The sequence below is a fragment of the Nonomuraea sediminis genome, from assembly GCF_018531495.1.
Lineage (GTDB): Bacteria > Actinomycetota > Actinomycetes > Streptosporangiales > Streptosporangiaceae > Nonomuraea > Nonomuraea sediminis.
This window is the reverse complement of record NZ_JAHDTI010000024.1, coordinates 30,870-49,795: the sequence shown is the minus strand read 5'-3', so window position 1 is coordinate 49,795 and position 18,926 is coordinate 30,870. Positions and strand designations below refer to the sequence as shown.

Genomic DNA, 18,926 nt, shown 5'->3' with positions numbered 1-18,926 from the left:
GGGCTTGTTGCCGCCATTTCCTGGCGGTGGATCCTTCGGTCGCCGGGCCCGGCGTGCTCCAAGCTGCGCCGACCCCATCTCAGCCAGACACCCCTCAACTCTTCATCGCAGTGACGATCGCGGTGGCAGCACTGGCGAACAGCAGAATGGCCACGAAACCCTCGCCCCAACGAGGGGCCAGTAGTCCAGCTACTCGCTCGCCGATCTGACGACCAACGAAGGCGAACGGCCAGCCGATGCCGGCACTGATCAGGGACTCCGTATTCACGGACCCGGCAGCGTTGAGCAGAGCCAGGCTGACGAGCCCGCTGGCGAAGAACACCCACGCGAGAGTCGCTCGCAGTCGAGGCCCGGAAATGCCTTGTATCTGCATTGCGATCACCAGCGGAGGCCCGTTCGTTCCTGTGCTCGTCGACAGGATTCCTGCACAGGCGCCGCCGAGCAGATCGAGGAGACCTCCACGACTGCTGACCCTGACGCCCCTGATCAGTGTCACCGTCAAGCAGAGGACCACAACCCCGACCACCCCCTGCATGACCCGGTCACTCAGCACCGATAGCAACCACACTCCGACTGGCGCGACTGCCGCGGCAGCCGCCACCATCCGGACAGCGACACCGCGGCAGGCCACCCGGCGATGACGTAGCGACGACCAGGCGTTGATCGGCAGGGCGATCAAGCACAGAGCCACCACCGACTCCTTGGGGCCTGCGACCACCGCGAACAAGGGCGCAGCGACCAGTGCGAACCCAAAACCTGTGATCCCCTGAGCGAGGGCCGCCACCACGACAATCACCGGCATTGCCAGAAGACCTGCGGATATCACCAGATCAGTTCTGTTCAACCATGTTCAGGCTTCAGAATGGGACACCACACGCGCAGCGAGACGACGTCGACACCCGCCGTGGAGTAGTACGGATCCTCGGCCATGATCCGATCCACCCGTGCACGGTCGACGGTGAAGACCAGCAACGCCCCCGAGTCGTCCTCCCAAGGGCCGGCCAGAAGCAGAGCGCCCTGTTCATACAGCGCACGCAACCGTTCCCGGTGAGCGGGCCGCGCCGCCAGACGCGCGCGGTCGTTGGTAAAGGACAGTTCTACGCAGATCACGGAGGGAACGGTACGGACTCCTCGCCCGCGCCGCTGTATCGCGAGATACTCTCCCAGACGTGGACAAGGGGAAACTGGCGGCGGTACCTCTGTTCTCAATGCTCGAGGATGCGCGCCTCGACTGGCTCGCCGAGCAGTGCCCGCCGCGGGAAGTCCCCACGGGCGCCACTGTTGCGCGTTTCGGTGACCCGGCTCAGCATCTGGTCATTCTTGAGCGGGGGACCCTGGCTGCCACTTACGACACCGGCGACGGCTCGAGAGTTCGATTCGCGACGGTGACGGGGCCCCGCGTGATCGACAAAGCCGCGGCGCTGGACGGCGGAGCGCACACGGCCACCTGGACCGCCTCGGCCGCCTGCCGGGTTCGCTTCCTGCCGGCAAGCCTCCTTCGAGGTCTCATCGACGAAGTGCCAGCGCTACGCGACCACGTACTGCGCCACCTGTCGGGGCAGGTCAACCGTGACCGGCGGGCCCATGTCCGCCGCGCCGCGCCGCAGCCGGTCGTCCAGATCGCGGACTGGGTCGCCGAGTCCATGCGCGAACAAGGGAGCCGGATCACGCTGCCAGGGGCGCAACAAGGACTCGGCGAGGAGATCGGTCTGTCGCGGGTCACGGTCAACCGCGCTCTGCGAGTCCTCGCCAAGGCAGGCGCCATCCGCATCGAGCCCGGCATCATCGTGGTGCTAGATCCCAGACGACTCACCGCCATGTCCCGTAGAAGCTGAACCTCCCGCTGCCGAAATCTGGTGTTGCACAGCAGCCCCAGCTATCGCAGTTCCGTCACCTCCGAGTCCTCCATGGGCCTGACCACCACACCGGTGGTGTGTTCGAGATGGATGATCTCTGGCGAGGCCGAGATACGCCATTGGTTGCTCGCTCGTTGCTCTTCGGCCACCAGCACCCAACGGCCCAGGGCGTACCCCACCGCCCTGGGCCGTTCCACGTCCGTCCCTCTGCCCCGCCTGACCGGATGATCAATCCTTAGTGGGAATTCTCGGCCTGCGCGGAAAGCTCAACTCCTTGGCGAGGTACTCCTCGCCTGCTGCGGGGCCGGGACAGCCCTCCGGGTGAGGCGTGACGCGCCGCTGTACAGCCAGACCGAACAGCGCGCAAGGAGCGGCAGACCACCCCCAGCTCAACAGGTGGACCCATCAGCGGGTCGTGCTCGCAGATGGTGCCGCTATCACCTCTTCTCCTAGCCGCCTGCGTAGAGGCGGTAGGTGGCCAGGATGTTGAGCCGGTGCAGGTTCCTGCACAGGTCCAGCATGGCTTGCCTGGCGCGATCCTGCGGGATCCGGTAGGTCGCGAGTGCGGCCTCAAGCACCGGATCGAGGCCCTCGTCCCACGGGTCTGTGCTGGAGGCCATCGTCTCCTCCGGCGTGAGGCCCGCCTGCACGCGGTCGACGACCTCGTCGTGCAATCGTTCGAGGTAGGCGATGAGCGCGTCGATGGCCGCGTGGCCGTCGCCCATGGGCCCGTGACCCGGCACGATCGTCGCCAACTCGGGGAGTGTCTCTTTCATCCTGCGCAGGGTGGCGATGTAGGGTTCGGGGCCGCCCTGCAGCAACATGTGGGCGATGCCCGCGTGGCACAGGAGGTTGCCGGTCCATGCGGCGCGCGCATCGGGGACGTAGACGACCGTGTCGCCGGGGCCGTTGCCGGGGCCGAAGTGCCAGAGCTGGACCGTGCGCCCGCCCAGGTCGATCTCGGCGAAGGTGTCAAACACGATGTCCGGGGTCCGCCATGCGGTCACCGAGTCGAACAGTGCCTCGTCGCCGTACATGTTGCCCGACCTGACCTGCTTTTCGTAGGCGAAGTCGGTCATGTTCTCCTTGTTGAGCCGCGACGACACGATGACGGTGTCCCTCGGAAAGGCCATGTTCCCGAAGGTGTGGTCACCGTGGTACGTCGTGTTGACCAGATAGCGTGCGGGCCGATCGGTCAGGTTGGCGGCCACCTGCTGGATGTGTCGGGAAATTTCGGGGGTTATCCCGGCGTCGACGATCAGGGCGGCGTCGCGGCCGACGATGAGCCCGTTGTTGTCCTTGGGCGGGATGTTGGCCATGAGCGCATGGACGCCGTCGGCCAGGGACCGCGGGAGCAGCTGCAGGCCTACGGGCGAGAGGTTGGGGCCGGCGTAGCCGCTGGGCCGCTCGGCGATTTCGCGCTCGGGGATGCGCATCATGCCTCCAGGAGCGCGCCGAGGCGCTCGAACATCAGCGGGACCTGCTTGCCCAGCTGGGCCTTGACCAGGTGCTCCGCCATCTTCGGCACCCCGTCGAGCTCCAGGTGGAACGCCACCTCGCTGCCCTGTCCTGCCGGCCGTACGACGTAGCTCTGCGTGACGCCGGGCCGGGTGCCGGCGGCGGTCTGGAGGGTGAGTCGCTCGCCAGGGAGGAACTCGGTGACGTTGAGGTCGATCTCGGCGCGCCGCCCCATCACCTTCCGCACCTGGGCGACCCCCTCCTCGGTGCGCCGTGCTTCCAGCACGTCGACCTGCCAGCGGGGATAGCCTTCCAGATCGGACAGGACCGCGAAGATCTCCTGCGGCGGCCGCGCATAGCCGGCCACGTGGTCGATGGTGATCACGACGTGCTCCTCAGCAGCTGAGCGGTGAAAGGGTTGAGCTCGATGGGCTCGTCGTCGCCGATGACGACGGTGCCGCCTAGGTTGACCAGGTGCTCGCCGATGACGGCGTTGGGCTCGAAAGCGAAGGTCATGCCGGGCGCCAGCGGCAGCTCGCCGCCCATGGTCGGCAGGTCGAACAGCCGGCCGTACTCGGCAGCCTCGGGCAAGCGGCGCAGGCCCGGACCGAAGCCGCAGACCGGGCCCATCGGGTTGAGCGTGTGCACCAGCGGGTGGACGTTCCAGGCATCGGCGTCGCGCAGCGGGCCTTGCATGGCCTCGACCAGGTCGCCGAAGGTGTTGCCCGGACGGGCCGCGGCCAGGCCGGCCTCGTAGCTGGCGCGCGCCACCTTCGCGCCCGCCTCGATGGCCTGGTGCGGCTCGCCGACGGCGATGGCGACCTGGTGCTGGGTCTCCTTCATGCCGAACCGGCAGAACACCTCGGCCATGACGACGTCGCCGTCCTCGATGACGCGCGGCGCCTGCGGCCGGTAAGACCAGGCGGGCGGCCCCCAGGAGATAGGGTTGGGCCCGGACGACAGCAGCATGTCGGGGGCGGCCAGCCCGCGGCGGAAGGCCGCCGCCATGCCGGCGGCGTAGACGTCCGCCTCGGTCACGCCGGGCCGCGCGGCCTCCAGCATCGCCTGGGCCATCGCGTCGCCGGTGGCGGCCGAATGCCGGATGACCGCCAGCTCCTCCTGCGACTGGCAGATGGTGGCGAACAGATAACTCAGCCCGACGGGCTTGAAGGTCACCTCGGGTAGTTCGGCCAGCACCTGGCTCCACAAGCCGTGCGGCATGATCGGGTTGATGTGGAACGGCGGGTAAGGGTCCAGCCCCAGCACGCCGACCGCCGCGCTCTCGAGGCGGTGCTCGCGCAGGACCTCCACCACGCCCGCCGCATGCTTGGCGACGCGGATGCGCTCCGGCGGGATCCACAGCCTCTCGCCCCGCCTGCGTGCCTGGATGTGATCGGCCACCGGCAGCGTCGACCAGGTCAGCTCGATCGGATCGGCGTCGCGGCAGAAGATGACGATCGCGCCGGGCCGATCGTTGGTGAAGTACACGTCGGGGGCGAAGGGCGCCAGATCGACGCATTCGTGCTCGCCGTAGGCGATGAGGGCCTGCACGCCCTCGGCTTCCATGATCTCCCGGGCGAGCGCCCAGCGGCGGTCCCGCTCGGCGATGGAGTAGGTGGGGACGTTCATGCCGCTGACGCTAGGGATGTACGGCGACGCGCCGCGTCCGTCACGTGACCGTAGTGACCGGTACGGCTCGGCCGCGCGCTTAGGTCATCACGTACTTGGCCAGTTCCGCGCGTGAGGTGATGCCGAGCTTGGGGAAGGCCTTGTACAGGTGGTAGGCGACCGTACGCGGGCTCAGAAACAGCTGGGCACCGATCTCGCGATTGCTGGCTCCCGTGGCGGCCAGCCGTACGACATGGAGCTCTTGGGGGGTGAGCGCGGCCAGCGGGTCCGAATCGTGCGGACGGTCCCGTTGGCTGGCGCCGGCGGCGCGCAGTTCGGTCGCGGCGCGCTCGGCCCACGGGCGGGCGCCGAGCCGGTCGAAGGTCTCGAGGGCGACCTGGAGATGGGGCCGGGCTTCGGCGCGGCGCTGGTGGCGGCGCAGCCACTCGCCATACAGGAGTTCGGTGCGCGCCTGGTCGAAGGGCTGGTCGCTGCGCTGATGAAGGGCGAGCGCACGCTCGTACAGTTCTGCGGCCTCGTCGCCGTCAGCCAGCAGGGCCCGGCAGCGGAGCAGCACGGCCGTCGCCCACGGCTGCTTGATCACCTTCGCCCAGGCAGCGAAGCGGGCCAGTGCCCGCTCCGACCGCCCCGGATCGCCCGCTCGGACCGCGGCCTCGACATAGTCGGGATAGGCATGCAGCCAGACCAGCGCATGTCCGGCGGGACCGTCGATGGCGCGGTCCAGCCGTGCCAGGGCCGACTCGTAGCGGCCCAGTCCAAGATCCAGCACGCACCGCGCATAGGTCGCCCAGCCCAGACCGAGCAGCCGAACCTCATCGCCTCCCTGTCCGGCGCTCCTGGCGGCCATGGCCAGGCATTCCTCCTCTGCACCCGCGACGCCCGCCAGCCACGCGGCCAGCCCTGTGAGATAGCTGCCCCACTGAGACTGGCCCAGATCCATGGCGACGCGCAGCCCCTCCTCGACGCTCGCCCGCGCGGCGGGGTGCCGCCCGCTGACCACCTGGGCCGCGGCCAGCACCCGCAGCGCCTGCGACAACCGCCCGATCCGCCCCGTGCTGCGGCAGTCCTCGACCAGGCGGGTGGCGTCCTCGAGCATCGTGCGATGGCCACCGCACGCCAGCCCGAGGTAGGCGGCCAGCACCCGCAACTCGAACGGCAGCTGCTCATCCCGGCCGAGCCCGTCCGGCACGAGGACGGCGGCCGCGACGTCGCCCTCCAGCAGCCGCCGCACCGCCTGATTGAGCGCAAGGATCCGGCCGTCCCCCGCCGACGGAGTCAGCTCCTCGGTACGGCGGGCCAGTTCCACCTGCTCGGGATGCGCGCTGGACATCCAGGTGTAGACGGTGGCCAGCCCCAGCATGGACAGCGTCGCCGCCGGATCACGATCACCCAGGGTCACGACGGTGTCGTGGAGAAGCCGGATCGCCTCCAGCGGTCGATCGGCCTCGAACGCCAGCGTCGCCCGCACCAGCGCCAGGTCCGCGATCACCGCGGTGCCGGACAGATCATTGATGCGGCGTTCGGCACGGGCGGCGAGGTCGGCGGCGCGAGCGGCAAGTCCCGCGGCTCCAGCGGCCGAGGCCGCGGCGGCCAGGCGACGGGCCGCCGACGGGGAGTCGGAGGACAGCTCAGCGGCTCGCTCGTAGGCGGTTGAGACAGCCGCCTGGCCGCCTCGGCGCCGTGCCCGCGCGGCGACGGCTTCCAGTTCCCTGGCCACCAGCTCATCGGGGCCCGTGGTCACCGCCGCCAGGTGCCAGGCGCGGCGATCGTCGTCGACGGCTCCGGCCAGCGCGCGATGGGCGGCCATCCGCTGGGCCACATCACCCGCGAGCCGCGCGGCCGTCGCCACCAGTGGATGGCGGAACGCCACTCCAGCCGTGGTGACCTGGAGCAATCCCGCACGCTCCGCGGGTGCGAAGTCGGCGAGCGAGGCGTCCAGATCGCCCAGGGCGCGGCTGAGAGTGTCGAGGGCCCTGCGGTCGTCCAGCGCCGCCACCAGCACACACCGCCGCGATGCCGCGGGCAGCGCCTCGATCCGTGCGCGAAAGCCGGCCAGCACCCGGCTGGACACGGGCTCGGCGCCGCCCAGCGACATCGGCGTGAACCCGCCCACCCGCTGCTCCGCGGTGAGCGTGCGCGGCAGCTCGAGCAGCGCCAGCGGATTGCCCTGGGCCTCGGCGACGATCTGCTCCCGTACGGCCAGCGCCAGGCCGGCGGAGCTCTCGGCGAGCAGCTGTCCCGCCGCCTCCGGATCCAGACCCGCCAGCCACAGCTCAGGTACGCCAGGAGCGGGAAAGGACCCGCCCTCATCCCTGGCCGCGAACAGGAAGACGACCGGCTCGGCGTGCAGACGACGCACGGCGAACAGCAACGCGTCGGCCGATTCCTGGTCCAGCCACTGGGCGTCGTCGACCACGCAGAGCAGCGGGCCGTCGGCCGACAACTCGTCGAGCAGGCTCAGCGTGGCAAGGCCGATGAGAAACCGGTCTCCCGGGCGGGCCGCGCCCATCCCCAGCGCGCTTGTCAGCGCGTCGGCCTGCTGCCGTGGTAGAGCGTCGATGCGATCCAGGACCGGCCGCAGGAGTAGGTGCAGGGCGGCGAAGGGCAGCTCGGCCTCGGATTCGACCCCGTTCACCCGCAGCATCCGGCCTGGGAAGTCGATGGCCGCATGCTCCAGCAGCGCCGATTTGCCGATGCCCGCCTCGCCGCGCACGACCAGCGCACCGGGACCGGCGTTGAGCAGCCGGCCGACCGTCTCTTGCTCCGCCGCGCGGCCGTACAACTTCATGACCCCTTCCTATCGGCTTTCGCCTCATATTGCCCCGGTCGACCAACGGGACCTCCTGGCCGCACCTTCGGGTCCTGGGGAGCAGGTTGACGAGCCGTGCTGCCACGAAGACCGTCACCTTGAATGGGCAGCGTCAGTACATCCTGGCCGTCATCGAGCATGCCGGCAGGCGGGTCCGTGTGCTGGGCACTATCGCTCACCCGACCTGCGCCTGGGTCGTCCAGGCGATCAGGAATCTCGTGATGGACCTGGAAGACGTCATGATCCGAGATCGGGACGGGAAGTCCCGGCCCTCATCGGTGTCTGCCTGGCCGGGCGGCGGGCCCGGCTGATGTGGTCAGAATGGGCAAGGGGCGCGGCGGTCCTTGCGGGGCAAGCTCTTCGTCGTCCACCAGGGTGAGCATCGGCTGGCCGGGTTCGCACAGCGTGGTGACGGTGAAGCGAAGCGGGATGTCGTCGCGATTGTTGCCGTCCTGGTAGTGGATGACGTCGCCGCCCGGGAACTCGACGACCACGGTCATCACGCGCGCTCCCTCCGGGATGAAGGGCGGTTCGGCCTCCTGCATCCTCCCGCACGGTTAGGCGTCGCGCCGGTGGAGGAGCCATCCGCCGGTCAGCAGGGCGGCTGCGGCCCAGGCGGCGAGGACACCAAGGCCCGCCCACGGGCTGAGCGGCTGGGCTGCCAGGTTGGCCGTCGCCTGGACGGCCAGCCCCGCGTTCATCGGCGAGATCCGCCACAGCAGCAGCTGCCAGTCCGGATCGGAGACCATGAACGGCAGTGCGGACACCACGTACAACAGCCCGAGCACGATCCCGATCGCGGTGGCCGAGTCGCGTACGGCGGTGGCGACGCCCAGGCTGAGGAGCCCGACCAGTGCGAGATAGAGCACCGAGCCGACGACCGCCCGCAACGTCGCCCCGTCGGCCAGCGAGAGCAGCGCCGGATACCCGTGCGCGGCGGTGAACCCGTTGCCTGGCAGGATGAGCCACCCGCACAGCACGGACAGCAGCACCGCCACGGTCCCTGCCACCAACACCAGCCCGGTCAGGGCCGCCGCCTTGGCGAGCAGTACGGTGACCCTCCTCGGCACGGCGGCAAAGGTGGTGCGAGCCATCCCTGTGCCGTACTCCCCGGTGATCGCCAGCACGGCCAGGATGGCGACGACCGCCTGGCTCACCTGAACTCCCATGAGGCTCACCTTGACGGCGTCGTACCGGCAGCCCGTCGACGGGCAGGACACGGTGGCCGCGGCGGCGGCGCCGGCGCCCACGGTCAGCGCGACGACGGCCAGCAGCAGCCAGCCGGTGCCCGCGATCGTGCGCAGCTTGGTCCACTCCGCGTACAGCGCCCGCATCATGCGTCCCTCCTGTTCAGCCGATAGACGGCCAGCCCTAGCGCGAGGGCGGCGAAGGCGCCGAGCACGACGAGCCCGGCCCACGGCGCCAGCGGGTAGTACCCGCCCTGCGGCGAGTAGTAGCCGAGCACCTGCGGGTATTCCGGAATGCTCTGCTGAATGGCGAACCCGGCGGCCGGAGTGACCCGCAGCAGCCACTGCGACACCGTCAGGGGAAACACAGAGGAAGTGGCGAGCAGGTGCGGCACCACGATCGCCACCAGGCCGAGGGTGACGGCCACGGCGCTGCGCCGGAACAGGGCACCCAGGGCCAGCACGAAGACAGCGACGAGGGCGAGGAACGCGGCGACGCCCGCCACCACGCGCACCTCGGTGAGCATGCTCACGGGCAGGACGTAGTTGCCGTTGGCACGCAGGATCCGCGTACCCAACACGGCCGACCCGGCCGTGGCGGCCAGCCCGGCGACGAAAGTCACCGCGGCGATCACCAGGGCCTTGGCAGCCAACATCCGACCGCGCCGCGGAACTGACAGCAGGCTGGTGCGGATCAACCCGCGCCGGTACTCGGCGGTCACGAACACCACCGCGACCACGATCACCACGATCAGCCCGGCGGGCAGGCCGGTGAACGTGCTCTCGACGGTCCGCCCATCGTCGGCGGGACCGATGTCGCCGACGCCGGTCACGCTGAACGTGCCACCGGACTCGGCGGCCCTGCCCGGGTGGTGGACGCTACCGTCGCCGTTGACGCTGGCTCCGACGTCGTCGTGCCGCCACTGGCCACCCGGCACTCTGCCCTGGATGCCGACCTGGTCGAAGACGGCGGTGGCCTCGGCGAAGCGCCCGGCGGTGATGGTCCCGCCGATATCACCCTGCGTCACGGTGATCTCCCCGGGGGAGGCGGCGAACAGGCCGATCTCCACCGTCTGCGGCAGCTCTGCCAGCCGTACGGTGTCGACCTTGGTCCAGTTCGCGCCGTCGGCCGATTCGAAGCCGGTGATCGTGTCTCCGGCGCGGGTCATCCGCAGCCAGCGGGCGACGCCGCCGGGACGGCCCGCGACGTCGTGGGTGAAGTTGTGCTGCATGCGCACGCCGTGCTGGGCAGTGACCATCACCGCCGCGTAGGCGGAGCCAGGGCGGGCGCTCTGCTTGATCATGACGCCGGCCTTGGCCCACGGCGTGAGTCCGGCCACCTCGTTACGTGCTCCCGGTTTGACGTCGGGCTTGCGGATCTTGCCGGTCATCGAGTTCACGCGGGCGGTGATGGTGCCGTCTCCGGCCAGCTGGCGGTGCACGAAGTAGAAGTGGTCGGTCACCGCCTGCCCTTCTGGGCCGATCGGAGGCGTGGGGCAGGGGACCTCGACTGGACCGGCGCTGCACGAGGCATGGTTGCCCGAGGCGGAGAACGCCCCGATCCCGACGGTGAGCAGCGCCGCCACCACCATGCCGATCATCCAGCCGCGGACCGTGCGGAATTTGGTCCACTCCGCGCGCAATGTCCTGATCATCGGGCGACCCCGCGGTATTCGACGGCGTCCCTGGTCAGCTCCATGTAGGCCTCCTCCAGCGTCGCCCGGTGCGCGGAAACCTCGGAGAAGGGCACCCCGCTCGCGCCGAGCAGCGCCACGATGCGCTCGGTGGGCAGCCCGGTGACGGTCACCGTGTCGCGGTCCGTCGCGGCCACGGTGGCCCCGGCCTGCGCCAGCACCGCCATCGCCTGCGATCCAGCGGTGGTCCGCAGCGTGACCCGGCCGTTGGAGGCCGCCGCGATCAGCTCGGCCACGCTGGTGTCCGCGACGACGCGGCCCCGGCCCACCACGACCAGGTGGCTCGCCGTATCCTCCAGCTCGCTCATGAGATGGCTGGACACCAGCACCGCGCGCCCCTCGGCGGCCAGCGACCGCAGGAAGCCGCGCATCCACACGATCCCCTCGGGATCCAGCCCGTTGATCGGCTCGTCGAGCATGAGGATCGGCGGGTCGCCCAGCAGCGCTGCTGCTATGCCAAGCCGCTGCCGCATGCCCAGCGAATAGCCGCCGGCCCTGCGCCGTGCCGCCGAGTCCAGCCCGACCAGCTCGATCACCTCATCCACGCGCCGCGCTCCCAGCCCCTGCGAGTGCGCCAGCCACAGCAGATGGTTGCGCCCCGTACGACTCGGTTGAAGTGCGCCCGCGTCCAGCAGCGCCCCCACGTGGCTCAGCGGACTTCGCAGACTCCTGTACGGCATGCCCCCCACCAGCGCGGTACCCGCATCGGCCGAGTCGAGGCCGAGGATCACCCGCATCGTGGTGGACTTGCCCGCGCCGTTGGGCCCGACAAAACCGGTGACGTGCCCCGCCCGCACCGTGAATGTCATCCCGTCCAGCGCCTGCGTCGGCCCGAAGCGCTTGCGCAGGCCGTTGACTTCGATCGTTGCTCGCATGCGATCGGTTGTACCGATGGGCCGCTAACATCGGCCGAACGACGCCTGTCACATCGTTGTTAGGTCCGACCAGGCATTCTGGGACGATGACAAAGCCACCGGGCCGCACCGTGAGGCAGCGCTTCACTGCGCTGTACGGTGCCGTGTTCCTGCTGTCCGGCGCCGTGCTGCTGGCCATCGCCTATTTCGTGACGCTCGGGTCCGCCCAGGTCGTCCCGGTGGGAAGCTCTCCGGACCAGCCCGCGACGCTCGCCGCGGCCAACCAGATCATCTCCCAGCTGCATGCCGAGCTGTCGCAGGTGGAAGCGCGTCAGTCGCGCCAGCTGCTCGTCGGCTCGGTGATCGCACTCGTCGTCATGGCCGCCGTGTCGCTCGTACTTGGCCGGCTGGTCGCGGGCCGGGTGCTGCGCCCGCTGCGCACGATCACCGCGGCCACACGCCGGATCTCCGCCGACAACCTGCACGAACGGCTGGCCGTACCGGGGCCTGCCGACGAGGTGAAGGATCTCGCCGACACCATCGATGGCCTGCTGGAGCGCCTGGAAGGCGCCTTCGCCACGCAGCGCCGCTTCGTCGCCAACGCCTCCCACGAACTGCGCACCCCGCTGGCGACCATGCGGGCCTCCCTGGACGTGGCCCTGGCCAAGCCGGAGCCCGCCCCGAGGCAGACGGTCGTGCTCGCCGGACGGATCCGCACCGAGCTCGACCAGGTCGATCAGCTGCTCGAAGGCTTCCTCACGCTCGCCCGCGCGCAGCACGCCGACCCGCCCGAGCCGACGCCGATCTCGCTGCGTGAGCTCACGGCCGAGGCCATGGACGCCCGGGCCGCCGACATCGCGGACAAGAACCTCACCGTCCGCGACGCCGACCTCGACGACCGCGCCCGGACGCGCGGAAACCGGACGCTCCTCGCCCGCATGGTGCAGAACCTGATCGACAACGCGATCATCCACAACCACGACGGCGGCTGGATCCAGGTCGCCACTACCGCCGACGACACCACCGCGCTGCTCGTCGTGGATACAGGCGGCGACGTCCTCGACCCGGAACAGGTAGCCCGCCTTACCGAGCCCTTCCAGCGGCTCGGCGCCGACCGCACCGGCTCCGACAGCGGCTCTGGCCTCGGGCTGTCGATCGTGGCGGCCATCGCCTCGGCGCACGGCGGCGCGCTCGAGCTGCGTGCCCGGCCGGAGGGCGGCCTGCGTGCCACGGTCTCGCTCCCGGTGGCGGTGACCGCGTGAGGGTGCTGGTGGTGGAGGACGCGCGCACCCTGGCCGACGTCGTGGCGGAGGGGCTGCGCGATCAGGGCATGGCCGTCGACCTCGCCTACGACGGCCTGGAAGCCGCGGCCAAGCTCGACGTCAACGCCTACGACGTGGTGGTGCTCGACCGCGACCTGCCCGGCATCCACGGCGACACCCTCTGCCAGCTGATCACCGAACGCCACGACCGCGTGATGGTGCTCATGCTCACCGCCGCCGACTCCCCCGGCGACCGTGTCACCGGCCTCACCCTCGGCGCAGACGACTACCTCGCCAAGCCGTTCCACTTCCCCGAACTGGTCCTGCGGATTCGAGCCCTGGCCCGCCGCCAGCCCGCCGCCCGCGCCCGCACGCTCCGCGCCGCCGGCATCGTCCTCGACCCACTCCGCCGTACCGCCACCCGCGACGGCCAGCGGCTCGACCTCTCGGTCAAGGAGTTCGCCCTCCTGGAGGCCCTCCTCCGCGCCACCCCCGCCTTCCTCAGCACCGAGGACCTGCTCGAACAGGTCTGGGACGAACACGCCGACCCGCTCACCAACACGGTCACGGTCACGATCGGCCGCCTCCGCCGCAAGCTCGGCGACCCACCGATCATCACCACCACCCCAGGGGTCGGCTACCGCATCGCTTGACACTTCGCCGCAACATCCCCACCGAGGGCCGGGCCGGTGCAGCCCTACTGAGGCAGGGAACACAAACGGCACAAAATGCCGACGGTTAAGAACGCATGGTTGCTCGCGTGTACGCGATACAGCGCGGTACGCCTGGGCCCTGACTGACACTCGGGTGGGGAGAATCCCGCTCACGGCGACACAAAACAACACTCCACGACACCGGATGACAGCCGGATGCTCTGTGGTGAGCCGGTCATCAGGCCGGGCGTCAACTCACCCACAAGAACGTCAGGAGATCCGTTCCCTTCGTGTCAACGGCCGGACTATCTCAGCCACCCCCGCCGCCGCCACCGGGCGTGCCTCCGGTGACAGCCTGTACCTCTCGCCCGCTCAGCTCCTGCAGCGTCTCGCCATCGGTGTTGCTGAGGATGACACCAACCCAGCCGGTGTACGGGTAGATGTTCCAGCTGGCGCCGACCCCAGGGTTGGCACCGGCGCGCCCGTGCACCCACTGACCGCTGACGATGCGGACCGGCATCTGGTAGGCCCCGAACGACCGAGGTCCGTGGGGGGACTTGGCCGCGGTGAGTACCTCGGCGTAGGGCCGTTCCAGCACCGTGCCGTCGCTCAGCGCGTGCGCGAACCGGACCAGATCCGGTGCGGTGGCGAAGCCGCCGTCCCCGGGGGCATCGATGAAGCTGCGGCCCGGGTTCTTGCCCAGCGTGGACTGGTTTGAGCTGCTCTTGTCCAGGTTGCGGACGGCGTCCACCACGCTGCCGTCAGCCAACGTCATGTAAGGGTGCGCGATATGCTCATCGGTGAGCCACTGCGGCCTGGTGTAGAACGCCGAGCCGGTCATGCCGCAGCGCTTGAAGATGTTTTCCTCCACGTAGTCCCAGTACGTCTTGCCGGTCACCGCCTGCACAATCAGCGCCGGGATGACGATCTCGGCGCCGGCGTGGTTGGTGGGAGTGCCGACGGGTGCCACCAGCTTCGAATGGCGGGCCCACTGCTCGTAGAACTCTTGCACCTCCTCCCGGCTCTGGAAGATGCGTTGCACGTCCTCATCCGGGGTCTCCAGCCCGGAGATGTTGGCGAGCATGTGGTGGATGGTCACCTGCTCAGCGATCTCCTTGGCGAAGCCCGTCAGGTAGGTGCCAACCGTGTCCGACAGCTTCAGCTTGCCCTGCTGCGCCAACTGCAAGATGGCCACCGCCTGGAACGGCTTGCCCGCCGAGCTGAGGCTGAACGCGACGCCCTCGCTGTTGGCGATCCCCTTCTTCTTGTCGGCCATGCCATAGCTGCGCGACAGCACCGTTCGGCCCTTGTGCGACAGCAGCACCACGCCGGAGAACTTGCCCTCGGCGGCCAGCTGCGCCACGTACTTGTCGTAGGCCCCGCCGGGCAGAGCGTCCGGCGGGATGGCGGAGTCCGCGTCACCGCCACTGGCTCTCGCCGTGACCGCAGTGCCCAGCAGCGGGACGGTCGCGGCGGCACCGCCCGCCACGGCGGCGGCACCGGCCGCCACGACGGCGCCCCGCAACAGCGAACGCCGGTTCCATACTCCGTCAATAGCCACGTCTTCTCCCCTTCGTGATCGCCTTCACGGCGACTTTCCGTCCAGCGGACGGTCACAGCGCCTCAGGCCTGCTCGACTCGCCCTGCCTGATGAGGGCGACGCCGGAGCCACCCCAGGCCGCACCGCATGAACCCGATGCGGGCGGCCGGATCGGCAGCCCCGAGCCGGGCCCGAGCCAGGTCCCACCTGGCTGGCCGGCGCGTCCGGCCTCGGCCAGCCGCCGGCACGGTCACCGTGTCGCAGTCCGCCCCCGGCCTGTCCGGAGGCGGCTTCCCGCCCACGGTGGACGGTTCGGGCGAGGGCCGGCTCAAGGCTCTCTCGCACGGCCGGCTCATCCCCGATCAACAACACTCGCGACATGCCCCGGGTCTCGCCTCGCGCTCCGTAACCCGTCCGCCTGTCAGCCCCGTCCACTGTCGACCGGCCGTGTCCCCGCCACGTCCGCGCCATGTCATCGTCGTGTCACGGTTCGCGCGACAGTGGCCGCCGTCGGGAACGGTGACATGGGGCGGGTCGGGTTCGACACCGCCGAGCGGTACCTCGGGCATGACGGCGACCCGACCACCGTGTACGAGCGGTCCATGGACGTGCCGATCGCGGGCCTCTACCTGGCCATGCGCGCCGGCCGGCTGGTCCCATGGCCGCCCTCGCATCCTCGTGACCCGCCTGTTGCCGTCAGATGCCTCGGCGCGGTCCTGGGCGTCGAGGACGTCGTCGCCGGGGCATGCCTCGCAACTGCTTGCGCAACTCCCGCGCGGTAGCGCGGTCACCGCGCCGGTATGCCCGATCTCTGGTGGCGCGCACCCTGGCGTAGGCGGTGTCCTGCTTACGGGTCATGTCGCGACAAGCCTGTTGGTGCCAAAAACTCGTCCACCTACGTTGAGCTGGAGTTTTCGGATATTGATCACTTTGTTCTGAGCGAGCGTTCAACTAAGTTTGAGCGGATGCTCAACGACTGGTCTCGGACTGCCACGTCGTTGCAGGTCACGTACTATGTGCGAGTTTTGAAGCGCTACACGGTAGCACTCTGATCAGCGCGGCCAAGACCGCTCGGTCGGCCCAGTCCGAACGTGGGCGGGCAGTCTGGCGCCGCAGCACGGAGATCTCATGGCGCAGCACCAAGATTTCCAGGCCCCTGGACGCTTCGCTCCGGGGCAGCAGCATCAGCCAGCCGATCAGACGAACAGAGATCGGATACAACAGCCGAGGGAACACGAGCTTCGAGGGTAGATGAGCAGGTCAACCGCCCCGCACACGACTTCTGGCACCCCACACGTCATGCATGCCGCGCAGGTAGAGGCCACCCCCACTTCGGCCGGTTCCTCATCCAAACGTGTGAGGGAGTGACCGCCCGATCCTGGGGAACGATGCAATCATCCGGCCTGAGGAGTCGAAGGAGCGGATCATGTCGTCACAGGCCAAACCGAGCATCGTGCTCGTCCACGGGATCTGGGCCGATGGCTCGTGCTTCAGCAAGCTGATTCCGCCGCTGCGGGCCGAGGGCTACGAGGTGATCACGAGCCAGCACGGCCTGGACTCCCACCAGGGCGACTACGACTGTGTCATCCGTACGCTGGGGCGGGTCAGCGGTCCCGTCATCCTCGTCGGGCACTCCTACGGCGGCAGCCTCATCACCGCCGCGGGCACCGACGACCGCGTCGCCGCTCTGGTCTACATCGCGGCGCTGGCTCCCGATGAGGAGGAGACGTCGCAGGGCCAGCTGGACAAGTTCCCGGTCACCGACGTCTTCCAGCACATCGAGGTCGCCGACGGCCGCGTCTGGCTGTTGCCGTCGGGGGTGGAGCCCTTCGCCGGCGACCTGCCGGACGCGGACAAACAGGTCGTGTATGCCACCGCCACGGCCCCGGCGGCCGACTTGTTCAACCAGAAGGTCGCGGGCGTCGCCTGGAGGTCGAAGCCGAGCGTGTTCGTGCTGGCGAGGCAGGACCGCACGGTCAACCCGGAGCTCCAGCGCTTCGCCGCGCAGCGGATGGGCGCCACGACCATCGAGGTGGAGAGCAGCCACGTGGCGATGCTGTCCCACCCCGACGTCGTGCTCGAAGCGATCCGGACAGCCGCCAAGACCGTGCCGGGCTTCTAGCCGACGCGCAACGTGGGGTCATGCGTCGGGCTCGCCGTACCTGTGGAGTTCGTTGGCGAGCTCTCGACGCGCGACCGGATGTCGAGCTTGGCGAAGATCGAACGCAGGTGGGTGGCGACGGTGTTGACGGAAACGCCCAGCTCGGACGCGGCAGTCCTGTTGGTACGGCTGGCCGCGATCAGAGTGGCGACGCGGAGCTCACCAAGGCCTGAACCAAGCCGCCCCGCTGCGTCCCGTTCCGGACCCGATCACGGATCCCGCGCGAATCATCGACCTGAACATACGCCGACATGACCGGCTCGGCGGCGTCCTCCACGAGTACTCACATGCCGCAGGGTCGCCGTGTCCTCCGCTGCGAGGAAGCTGTGCGGGTGTAAGCGATGTGCTCATGACAGAGCAGGACCAGGCCGAACGTCCTGTCGATGGCGCGGAAGACGATCGGGACGCGGCAGCGTCGGACAAGGCGTCACGTTCGTGACTGCGGCGGATGGGCCAGAGAAATCCGAGTGAGGCCATGGTGGCAGCGGTCTGCCGGCTGGACATCCTCGGTCAGAAGCTCACCGTCGAGAAGATCACAGCGGTGGCGGCGACGGTTCCCAAGGCCAAGGGCCTGACGTGGCAGACCTACCTCAACGGATCGCTCCTGGCGGAGCGCAAGACCATGTGGGCCACCCCGCTCACCCCCGAGTCCGCGGCCGGGACCGGCTCGTACCTCGTGGTCGCGGTGGAGGACGCGATCCTGCACGGGTTCGCCTACCGCTCCTGCAGCCTGACGGCCGGATCCTGCTGGACAACCTGCACGTGCTCCCCGCCCGCAAACGGTCGGGCATCGGCCGTCAGCTCATGCGGCACGCCTTCACCTGGGCGGCCACGCATCACCCAGGCAAGGCCGTCTACCTGGAGGTGCTGCGCGACAACGCGCCGGCCGTCGCGTTCGTCGACCGGGGCGGGCGGCGTCCTCCGCCGGCCCACCCCGGCCTCCAAACCCGAGCGAGAGACGGTCAGGTGGGCTACGCGGGTACGACGTGGAAGAAGTGGGTCGGCAGGTGGACCGCGACGCCTTCGTAGATCTCCGCGCAGACCGCCACGCCAGGGGCGGCGAAGGTGCCCGCCGGGGGCTCTGCCACCTTGATGACCGAGCGCCCCGCGTCCAGGAGCTGGGCGGCGACCGCGAAGTCGCCGACCAGGGCGCAACCCGGCTCGACCATGCGGGTCCGGCTGATCACGGTGCCGTTGCGGGCCAGGTCTTCCAGCAGGCTGCCCGCGCCGACCATGTGGGTGTAGTAGTCGCGGGGGTTGACCACCATGGCGTGCGCCGTGGCGCCCGTCTGCTCGATCTCGTCGCAGGCCGCGAGCACGCCGTCGACGTAGGTGTGCCGGTAGGGCAGCTTGGCCACCTCGGGGTGGCTGAGCACGCCCTTCTCGCCGATGGTCAGCGCCTGGTTCTCGGCGGTCGCGAGCCGTACCAGCAGGCGGTAGTCGAGGAAGCGGGCCAGGCCCTCCTCGTCGTCGGCCAGCTCGTCGGGAATCTGCACCCAGCCCCTGATCGGAGCGACGCCGAACTCGGCCATACCGAACTTGAAGGCGGCCTCGCGGCGCAGCCCGGACTCGTGGACCTGAGCCGCCTCGTCGGGGGTGGAACGCGACTCGCACCAGATCCTCACGGTGTCCGTGTCGATCAGGCGCTTCTTGAACAGGTTGCGCACCGTCACCCGAGGCCGGTCCTGGGTGGGCTTGAAGGCGTCGGTGATGGTGAAGTCGAACTGCACCTCCGCGCTGTCCCGCTCCTTGAGGTAGGCGCGGGCGAAGAGCTCTCCGGGCGAGAGCTCGGGCTCGGTGTGCTGTGCCGTGTCGGTCATGGC

18 protein-coding genes and 1 pseudogene are annotated in these 18,926 nt (G+C 69.6%); 6 read left to right on the top strand and 13 right to left on the bottom strand.

What is annotated here, in order from left to right; all coding sequences use genetic code 11:
* Window positions 1-94: 94 nt before the first annotated feature.
* Together KIK09_RS54320 and KIK09_RS54315 are read right to left on the bottom strand one after the other, a co-directional pair.
* Entirely contained in the window at window positions 95-844 is a 750-nt protein-coding gene (locus tag KIK09_RS54320) for a sulfite exporter TauE/SafE family protein (RefSeq protein ID WP_214327493.1), read from the bottom strand.
* On the bottom strand, window positions 841-1,110 hold the full coding sequence (locus KIK09_RS54315; protein WP_214327492.1) for a YciI family protein: 270 nt from the start codon (window positions 1,108-1,110) through the stop codon (window positions 841-843). The genes KIK09_RS54320 and KIK09_RS54315 overlap by 4 nt, the downstream gene beginning before the upstream one ends.
* A gap of 59 nt (window positions 1,111-1,169) precedes the next feature.
* Between KIK09_RS54315 and KIK09_RS54310 the strand changes: the two genes are divergently transcribed.
* Window positions 1,170-1,835 carry a Crp/Fnr family transcriptional regulator gene (locus KIK09_RS54310; RefSeq protein ID WP_214327491.1) on the top strand — a complete coding sequence of 222 codons (666 nt, stop codon included), beginning with the start codon at window positions 1,170-1,172 and terminating at the stop codon, window positions 1,833-1,835.
* Window positions 1,836-2,305: 470 nt separating this feature from the next.
* Here the strand turns inward: KIK09_RS54310 and KIK09_RS54305 are convergent, their stop codons facing one another.
* From KIK09_RS54305 to KIK09_RS54270, 8 genes are all read right to left on the bottom strand, one after another.
* On the bottom strand, window positions 2,306-3,295 hold the full coding sequence (locus KIK09_RS54305; RefSeq protein ID WP_214327490.1) for an MBL fold metallo-hydrolase: 990 nt from the start codon (window positions 3,293-3,295) through the stop codon (window positions 2,306-2,308).
* On the bottom strand, window positions 3,292-3,699 hold the full coding sequence (locus KIK09_RS54300; protein WP_214327489.1) for an SRPBCC family protein: 408 nt from the start codon (window positions 3,697-3,699) through the stop codon (window positions 3,292-3,294). Before KIK09_RS54300 ends, KIK09_RS54305 begins: the two co-directional genes overlap by 4 nt.
* Window positions 3,696-4,943 carry a M24 family metallopeptidase gene (locus KIK09_RS54295; RefSeq protein WP_214327488.1) on the bottom strand — a complete coding sequence of 416 codons (1,248 nt, stop codon included), beginning with the start codon at window positions 4,941-4,943 and terminating at the stop codon, window positions 3,696-3,698. Before KIK09_RS54295 ends, KIK09_RS54300 begins: the two co-directional genes overlap by 4 nt.
* A 79-nt stretch (window positions 4,944-5,022) precedes the next feature.
* On the bottom strand, window positions 5,023-7,731 hold the full coding sequence (locus tag KIK09_RS54290; protein ID WP_214327487.1) for an ATP-binding protein: 2,709 nt from the start codon (window positions 7,729-7,731) through the stop codon (window positions 5,023-5,025).
* A 293-nt stretch (window positions 7,732-8,024) separates the two neighbouring features.
* Window positions 8,025-8,252, bottom strand: coding sequence for a cupin domain-containing protein (locus KIK09_RS54285; protein ID WP_214327486.1), 228 nt, complete (start codon window positions 8,250-8,252; stop codon window positions 8,025-8,027).
* Window positions 8,253-8,309: 57 nt separating this feature from the next.
* Complete coding sequence (locus tag KIK09_RS54280) at window positions 8,310-9,089, bottom strand: ABC transporter permease (protein ID WP_214327485.1); 780 nt, start codon at window positions 9,087-9,089, stop codon at window positions 8,310-8,312.
* Window positions 9,086-10,594: a DUF1349 domain-containing protein gene (locus KIK09_RS54275; protein WP_214327484.1), complete on the bottom strand. Its 1,509-nt coding sequence runs from the start codon at window positions 10,592-10,594 to the stop codon at window positions 9,086-9,088. Before KIK09_RS54275 ends, KIK09_RS54280 begins: the two co-directional genes overlap by 4 nt.
* A complete protein-coding gene (locus KIK09_RS54270; RefSeq protein WP_214327483.1) occupies window positions 10,591-11,508 on the bottom strand; it encodes an ATP-binding cassette domain-containing protein in 918 nt (305 codons plus the stop codon). Before KIK09_RS54270 ends, KIK09_RS54275 begins: the two co-directional genes overlap by 4 nt.
* An 86-nt stretch (window positions 11,509-11,594) precedes the next feature.
* Here KIK09_RS54270 and KIK09_RS54265 point away from each other — a divergent pair, with 86 nt between their 5' ends.
* Window positions 11,595-12,749: a sensor histidine kinase gene (locus KIK09_RS54265; RefSeq protein WP_214327482.1), complete on the top strand. Its 1,155-nt coding sequence runs from the start codon at window positions 11,595-11,597 to the stop codon at window positions 12,747-12,749.
* Window positions 12,746-13,402 carry a response regulator transcription factor gene (locus tag KIK09_RS54260; RefSeq protein ID WP_214327481.1) on the top strand — a complete coding sequence of 219 codons (657 nt, stop codon included), beginning with the start codon at window positions 12,746-12,748 and terminating at the stop codon, window positions 13,400-13,402. The genes KIK09_RS54265 and KIK09_RS54260 overlap by 4 nt, the downstream gene beginning before the upstream one ends.
* A 310-nt stretch (window positions 13,403-13,712) precedes the next feature.
* Here the strand turns inward: KIK09_RS54260 and KIK09_RS54255 are convergent, their stop codons facing one another.
* Window positions 13,713-14,912 (bottom strand): serine hydrolase domain-containing protein, encoded by a 1,200-nt coding sequence (locus KIK09_RS54255; protein WP_214327480.1) that lies wholly within the window; start codon window positions 14,910-14,912, stop codon window positions 13,713-13,715.
* A gap of 554 nt (window positions 14,913-15,466) precedes the next feature.
* Here KIK09_RS54255 and KIK09_RS54250 point away from each other — a divergent pair.
* Both KIK09_RS54250 and KIK09_RS54245 read left to right on the top strand, forming a co-directional pair.
* Complete coding sequence (locus tag KIK09_RS54250) at window positions 15,467-15,724, top strand: hypothetical protein (protein ID WP_214327479.1); 258 nt, start codon at window positions 15,467-15,469, stop codon at window positions 15,722-15,724.
* A 644-nt stretch (window positions 15,725-16,368) separates the two neighbouring features.
* On the top strand, window positions 16,369-17,064 hold the full coding sequence (locus tag KIK09_RS54245) for an alpha/beta fold hydrolase (protein ID WP_214327478.1): 696 nt from the start codon (window positions 16,369-16,371) through the stop codon (window positions 17,062-17,064).
* On the opposite strand, the pseudogene KIK09_RS60890 reads toward KIK09_RS54245, so the two are convergent.
* A pseudogene (locus KIK09_RS60890) lies at window positions 17,061-17,252 on the bottom strand (response regulator transcription factor); the annotation flags it as partial. The gene KIK09_RS54245 and the pseudogene KIK09_RS60890 sit on opposite strands and share 4 nt — an antisense overlap.
* Before the next feature lie 427 nt (window positions 17,253-17,679).
* On the opposite strand from KIK09_RS60890, the gene KIK09_RS60885 reads away from it, so the two are divergent.
* Window positions 17,680-18,132, top strand: a complete 453-nt coding sequence (locus tag KIK09_RS60885; RefSeq protein WP_372455831.1) for a GNAT family N-acetyltransferase — start codon at window positions 17,680-17,682, stop codon at window positions 18,130-18,132.
* On the opposite strand, the gene KIK09_RS54230 is transcribed toward KIK09_RS60885, so the two are convergent.
* Complete coding sequence (locus KIK09_RS54230; RefSeq protein WP_214327476.1) at window positions 18,075-18,923, bottom strand: family 3 encapsulin nanocompartment shell protein; 849 nt, start codon at window positions 18,921-18,923, stop codon at window positions 18,075-18,077. The genes KIK09_RS60885 and KIK09_RS54230 overlap by 58 nt on opposite strands.
* Window positions 18,924-18,926 lie beyond the last annotated feature (3 nt).

What these genes read in the sequence shown, in the direction of transcription:
- KIK09_RS54305 (WP_214327490.1), bottom strand. Translation starts at nt 3,295, where the DNA reads ATGATGCGCATCCCCGAGCGCGAAATCGCCGAGCGGCCCAGCGGCTAC.
- KIK09_RS54295 (WP_214327488.1), bottom strand. Translation starts at nt 4,943, where the DNA reads ATGAACGTCCCCACCTACTCCATCGCCGAGCGGGACCGCCGCTGGGCG.
- KIK09_RS54290 (WP_214327487.1), bottom strand. Translation starts at nt 7,731, where the DNA reads ATGAAGTTGTACGGCCGCGCGGCGGAGCAAGAGACGGTCGGCCGGCTG.
- KIK09_RS54285 (WP_214327486.1), bottom strand. Translation starts at nt 8,252, where the DNA reads ATGACCGTGGTCGTCGAGTTCCCGGGCGGCGACGTCATCCACTACCAG.
- KIK09_RS54280 (WP_214327485.1), bottom strand. Translation starts at nt 9,089, where the DNA reads ATGATGCGGGCGCTGTACGCGGAGTGGACCAAGCTGCGCACGATCGCG.
- KIK09_RS54275 (WP_214327484.1), bottom strand. Translation starts at nt 10,594, where the DNA reads ATGATCAGGACATTGCGCGCGGAGTGGACCAAATTCCGCACGGTCCGC.
- KIK09_RS54270 (WP_214327483.1), bottom strand. Translation starts at nt 11,508, where the DNA reads ATGCGAGCAACGATCGAAGTCAACGGCCTGCGCAAGCGCTTCGGGCCG.
- KIK09_RS54265 (WP_214327482.1), top strand. Translation starts at nt 11,595, where the DNA reads ATGACAAAGCCACCGGGCCGCACCGTGAGGCAGCGCTTCACTGCGCTG.
- KIK09_RS54250 (WP_214327479.1), top strand. Translation starts at nt 15,467, where the DNA reads ATGGGGCGGGTCGGGTTCGACACCGCCGAGCGGTACCTCGGGCATGAC.
- KIK09_RS54245 (WP_214327478.1), top strand. Translation starts at nt 16,369, where the DNA reads ATGTCGTCACAGGCCAAACCGAGCATCGTGCTCGTCCACGGGATCTGG.
- KIK09_RS54230 (WP_214327476.1), bottom strand. Translation starts at nt 18,923, where the DNA reads ATGACCGACACGGCACAGCACACCGAGCCCGAGCTCTCGCCCGGAGAG.